Genomic DNA, 4,631 nt, shown 5'->3' with positions numbered 1-4,631 from the left:
TTCGGCGCGGAAACTATCGAGGTTCGCGGTGCCGACACATCAGCGTTTGGCGGCATTTTCGGAATCCGCGAATACCCCGCGCAAACTACCCCGCGCCAGTTTGAAGCCTTGCTCTCGGTCGATTTCGGGTTCGTACTGACACAATCCTTCACATTCCTTGGGAGGGCGGCTGCAACCGAGAAATTCCGTCTGCGCATGACCCAAATGGAAAACTCAGGCGACCGTGCGGTCAGCCAGGCCGATGCGCTGATTGATGCGAGCGATGATCTGATGTCGAACCGCTTCGTTCTGGGCGATCATCATTTCACGCTTGCCGTTTACGGGACAAGTATGCGCGCCTTGCGCGATCATATGTCAGTGGCCCGCGCCGCCCTTGCCGATACAGGCATGGTGGCGGCGCGCGAGGGCGCTGCGCTTGAAGCTGCCTATTGGTCGCAGCTTGTCGGCAATTTTGCTTGGCGCGCCCGGCCTGCGCCTATCACATCGCTCAATTTCGCAGCCTTCTCGCCCTTTCATACTTTCCCGGCCGGACAAGCGAACGGAAATCATTGGGGTGACGCGATAGCGCTTCTCAAGACCAGCGCGCGAAGCCCCTATTTCTTCAATTTCCATAAAGGCGATTTGGGTCACACGCTGATTATTGGTCCCTCTGGCGGCGGCAAGACTGTGCTGCTTAACTTTCTGATGGCACAAGCGGAAAAGACCGGCGCTCGGCAGATATTCATCGACAAGGACCGCGGCGCACAAATTTTCGTGCAGGCAAGCGGCGGTACTTATCTCGCATTGCATAATGGCATCGCCACCGGCTTCTCCCCGCTCAAGGCACTGACTGACTGCGCCCCGGACAAAAGTTTTCTCTCGCTTTTCATCCGCCAATTGGTTCGCGCAGACGGCAAGCCTATCTCGGTGCAGGAAGAACGACGTATCGAAGACGGCATAAATGCAGTCATGAAACTGCCCGTCGCTGACCGTTCGCTCAGCGCACTTCGCTCGATGCTCGGCATGAAGGATGCCAGCGGTGTGGGCGCGCGGTTGGAAAAATGGACGTCGGAAGGCTCGCTAGGCTGGGTGTTCGACAATCCCGATGACAGCATGACGCTTGATGCGCGGTTCATCGGTTTCGACATGACCGACTTCCTCGACAACGCCGATATCCGCACGCCCGTCATGCTGTATCTCTTCCACCGGATCGACCAGCTCCTAACCGGCGAGCGGATGATTATTTGCATTGATGAATTCTGGAAGGCCTTAGGCGATGAAGCCTTTCGGCGCTTTGCGCAAGATGGCCTGAAAACCTATCGCAAACGCAATGCACTCATGGTTTTTGCAACACAGTCACCAGCAGACGCGCTTAAAAGCGACATAAGCCATTCGATCCTCGAACAGGTCGCAACCAAGATCATGCTGCCCAATCCGTTTGGTGCCAGGCGGGATTATGTCGACGGGTTCGCGCTGTCAGAAGCCGAATTCAAACTCGTGCGCGAAGAACTCTCCCCTGAAAGCCACAAGTTTCTGGTCAAGCAAGGCCATGACAGCGTGGTGGTCGAACTTGATCTGAGCGGTCTTGATGACGCGCTGGCGGTCCTGTCTGGCCGCGCCGAAACCACAGCCCAAGTCGATGAAATCATAGCCGAGGTAGGAAACGACCCTGCCGCCTGGCTTCCCCTCTTCCATAGCCGGAGGCGTCCCAGCTGAATCCAACAACGACGCTGAACCATGAAGAAAGGTAAGACGATGAAGAAATTGACACAGATACTAAGTGCCACGCTGCTTTTCGCAGCCCCCTTGCCCGCATTTGCCCAAGGTATGCCCGTCCATGACAGCGCCAGCCTGATCCAGCAGATCAACACCGTTCGGCAAACCTTGGAAATGGTGAAGCAAGGCAAAGAGCAAATTGCCGAAGCGCAAAGGCTCTATGAGGATTTAAACAAGCTCACCGATATCCCGGCATTGGCCCAGCAGCTCAAAACCGATGCGCTGCGCGAGCTTGATACATCAAACGGTTCGCTCGAAGGGTTCGGTAATGGCGATCTCAATGTTGTTGGCGCGGGCCGCGCGAAGGCCGATGAAGTCTATCGCGGACTTCTGGACCGTCTTGGCCTTGCAGGCTCGGAGCAGTCGCGCGCGGCCTTTGATCTCAATGCGCGCAACATTGGCATCAATGCTGGCCTCGCAGAAAATGTCGGCTCCGCCGTTACTTCGCGGGCTCAAGGGCTCGACCAACTGCGCACACGTTTGGCGACCGCATCCACAGCCAAGGAAGTTGCTGATCTGACCGCGCGGTTGCAACTGGAATCTGCCGCCATGCAAAATGACCAGCTGCGCTTGCAGGCCATCGCTTTGCAGCAACAAGCACAGGAACGCGCTCGCGCTGCCGAGGGCCAAGCTGCCTTGGCACAAAAGCTTGATGAAGCAAGCCGCTACTACCGGGGACAATGACCATGCGGGCTGCACGCCTGACGATCCTGATGTTGCTCGCGGGGTGCGGCGCGTCTGAGACTTCGGACGGCACGGACAGCGATATGCCAGCCAGAACTTGGAAATATTACGCTGCAAACCCTGCCGAGATTGAGCCAATGCAGGAAGTTTGCCGCCGGTGGGCAGGTTCGAATGCTCCTGCGAGCGCGCAGCCTGCGGTGGTCACGACCAACTGCCGTGCAGCCGCATTCGCCAAATCGCAGCTCCAGCTGACCCAATAGAAACAAGCCAAAGGACCAAGTGCCAAGATGGATTTCAGCGATCATGTTTTTACCACGATGTTTGAGGCGCTTAACTCTGCCTTAGGCGCGATCGTTGGTAAATATGCTGCTATCATCGGTATTGTGTCACCCGCGCTGCGGATCGGCATAGTGATCTACATTTCGCTGCTGGGTTACGCCATTATGCGCGGGGCTGTGCAATATCCCTTCCGTGAATATGCCTATCGCGGCTGCCAGCTCGCGTTTCTCTATTTTGCCGTCACATCGCTTTACGGAACACAAATAGGCATGTTTGCGCTTGGCGGCCTGCCGAGCCAATTCGCAACGGCTCTTGGCGGTGCAGATGTGGGCGGCCTTGGCGGCTTTTATGACAAGCTGGCAGGCACTGGCTTTGAAACTGCCAACACTATGCGCAAGATCGGAGCCAATTATCAGGAAACCCAAGGCACGCTTCCTGATATCGGCTACGCTGTCTTTTCAGGGTTTCTGATAGTTATGGTGATCGTAGCTACCCTGCTCTGTGCCGCCATCGGCTTTGTTATCAGCGCTTTTGGCCTGTTTGCTCTGGCGTTGCTTGCAGTAGTCGGGCCGCTCTTTGTTGCAGCTTTGCTGTTCGAGTCCACGCGCGGCTATTTCTTCGCATGGCTCGGCGCGTGCATCAATTATTTGATGCTAATCGTCTTCGCGCTCGTGCTGACGCTGTTTCTTACGCAGACCGGCGAAGCAATCATCGCCACAATTTCTGAAAATGACGAAATAGGCATGGCCGCAATCAAGGCTTTGGCCTTCTACGCGCTCGGTTTTTTCTTTTTCCTGCAAATTCCGATGCTCGCAGCGTCACTTGGGGGCGGCGGCCCTGCCCTCGCCAACCAGTTCGCATCGGCAATCGCAGCAGCTGGTGGGTTTGTGATCGGACGCGGTGCGACCGGTACGCAGGCCACAAGCCGCGCCATCGCACAGGGCGTCTCGCGCGGGATGGCAAGAATGCGAACATCAGGCTGGGTCAGTCGCGGAACAAATGAAGGAGCAAATAATGCATAAACAAATCATTGTTGTGATTGCCGCTTTGGCGATCTCTATGCCTGCCAGCCCCGTTACCGCTGCGCCAAAGTCGCCCAAGCTGTCCAAGTGCGATGGGAAAAAGCGCAGACCGGCCAACCCTTATGGCTCCATATTGCCGACCGTCGATGCTGAGACTGGAACATCAACCCCCGCAGGACAAACGCCAAACCAAGAACAGGAGCCAAAACGTGAAGGTGTGGACGTGTTCCCGAGCAAATCATCCACCCTCCCAAAACCAGTAACTAGGCCCGGCGAAAATGCCGAAACCATAGTCCCACCAATTAGCAGCGCGCAGCCAAAGCGCGTTTATCAGAGTTGCTGAGCGATGGCTGGCGGCATTACCGATAGAGATGATCTCAAAGCCTATTTTGCGGAAAGCGCAAGCTGGGACCGCGACCGCTTTGTTGCAGCGCGGCGTTCAAAAAGGCTCGCGTGGATAGTTGCTGCGATTGCCAGCGGTCTTGCGGTTACCGGCGTGGCCGCTGTTGCAATGCTGACGCCTCTTAAAACCGTCGCGCCCTATGTCATCACTGTCGATAAGGCGACCGGAGCGAGCGAGATTACTGCGCAGATGTCTGGTGATAACCAGATTACTTATAATGAAGCGGTCGCCAAATATTTTCTCGCCGATTACGTCCGCAACCGCGAGGGCTGGATACCGCAGGCCCGCAAGGAGTTCTTTGAGGGCGTGCTGGCGATGTCATCACGCGAAGAACAGGCGCGCTGGACGGCATTTTATAGCAAAGATAATGCCAGCTCACCGCAGAATGTCTTCACCGACCTCGATACAATATTCATCGCGGTCAAATCAGTCACGTTCGTTTCCGAAAAAGTCGCGCAAATACGCTTCACCAAATCGCTCCAGCAAGG

Annotated in this window: 6 protein-coding genes; all 6 read left to right on the top strand. The window is 56.1% G+C overall.

What is annotated here, in order from left to right; translation table 11 throughout:
* Nucleotides 1-1,695, top strand: a 1,695-nt coding sequence (locus V7676_RS18580; protein ID WP_335661049.1) for a VirB4 family type IV secretion/conjugal transfer ATPase, incomplete at its 5' end; no start/stop codon positions are given.
* A 39-nt stretch (nt 1,696-1,734) separates the two neighbouring features.
* A complete protein-coding gene (locus V7676_RS18575) occupies nt 1,735-2,439 on the top strand; it encodes a type IV secretion system protein (protein WP_335661048.1) in 705 nt (234 codons plus the stop codon).
* Between the two features lie 2 nt (nt 2,440-2,441).
* A complete protein-coding gene (locus tag V7676_RS18570; protein ID WP_335661047.1) occupies nt 2,442-2,699 on the top strand; it encodes a hypothetical protein in 258 nt (85 codons plus the stop codon).
* 27 nt (nt 2,700-2,726) lie between these two features.
* The gene (locus V7676_RS18565; RefSeq protein WP_335661046.1) at nt 2,727-3,740 is read left to right on the top strand and encodes a type IV secretion system protein; all 1,014 of its coding nucleotides are present in this window, start codon (nt 2,727-2,729) and stop codon (nt 3,738-3,740) included.
* Complete coding sequence (locus tag V7676_RS18560; RefSeq protein WP_335661045.1) at nt 3,733-4,083, top strand: hypothetical protein; 351 nt, start codon at nt 3,733-3,735, stop codon at nt 4,081-4,083. The genes V7676_RS18565 and V7676_RS18560 overlap by 8 nt, the downstream gene beginning before the upstream one ends.
* Nucleotides 4,084-4,086: 3 nt before the next feature.
* The coding region (locus tag V7676_RS18555; RefSeq protein WP_335661044.1) for a virB8 family protein at nt 4,087-4,631 on the top strand (545 nt) is incomplete at its 3' end.

The sequence above is a fragment of the Parasphingorhabdus sp. genome (assembly GCF_036963805.1).
Lineage (GTDB): Bacteria > Pseudomonadota > Alphaproteobacteria > Sphingomonadales > Sphingomonadaceae > Parasphingorhabdus.
The sequence above is the reverse complement of the archived record's forward strand: the minus strand, read 5'-3'. Positions and strand labels throughout refer to the sequence as shown.